This window comes from Enterococcus sp. GPZ-007 (assembly GCF_059374735.1).
The window spans coordinates 1-834 of record NZ_JCAFYN010000109.1 but is presented as its reverse complement, the minus strand read 5'-3'; the positions used below and the strand labels follow the sequence as shown (position 1 = coordinate 834).

Annotated in this window: 1 protein-coding gene; it reads right to left on the bottom strand. The window is 51.0% G+C overall.

Annotation, left to right across the window (positions count from 1 at the left end):
- The coding region (locus tag AC4J95_RS21095) for a hypothetical protein (protein WP_494551551.1) at positions 1 to 834 on the bottom strand (834 nt) is incomplete at both ends.

The following is an 834-nucleotide window of genomic DNA, read 5'->3' as shown; positions in this document are numbered from 1 at the left end:
CGAATCGCTGTCTGAATCTGAGTCGCTATCTGAATCCGAGTCACTGTCCGAATCACTGTCTGAGTCCGAATCGCTGTCTGAATCCGAGTCACTATCCGAATCCGAATCGCTATCTGAGTCGGAATCGCTATCCGAATCCGAGTCACTGTCTGAATCTGAGTCACTATCTGAGTCGGAATCGCTGTCTGAATCTGAGTCACTATCTGAGTCGGAATCGCTATCTGAGTCCGAATCACTATCCGAATCCGAGTCACTGTCCGAATCTGAGTCACTATCCGAGTCCGAGTCACTGTCGGAATCCGAATCGCTGTCCGAGTCGGAATCGCTGTCGGCATCCGAATCACTGTCCGAATCTGAGTCACTATCCGAATCGGAATCACTGTCTGAGTCCGAGTCGCTATCTGAATCCGAATCACTGTCCGAATCTGAGTCGCTATCCGAGTCGGAATCGCTATCTGAGTCCGAATCGCTGTCGGAATCTGAGTCGCTATCTGAATCCGAGTCACTGTCCGAATCACTGTCTGAGTCCGAATCGCTGTCGGTATCCGAATCACTATCTGAATCCGAATCACTATCTGAATCCGAGTCACTATCTGAGTCCGAGTCGCTGTCGGTATCCGAATCACTGTCTGAGTCCGAGTCGCTATCTGAGTCCGAGTCACTGTCCGAATCTGAGTCACTATCCGAGTCCGAATCACTGTCGGCATCCGAATCGCTGTCCGAGTCTGAATCGCTGTCGGTATCCGAATCACTATCTGAATCCGAGTCGCTGTCGGTATCCGAATCACTGTCTGAGTCCGAGTCGCTATCTGAATCCGAATCACTGTCCGAATC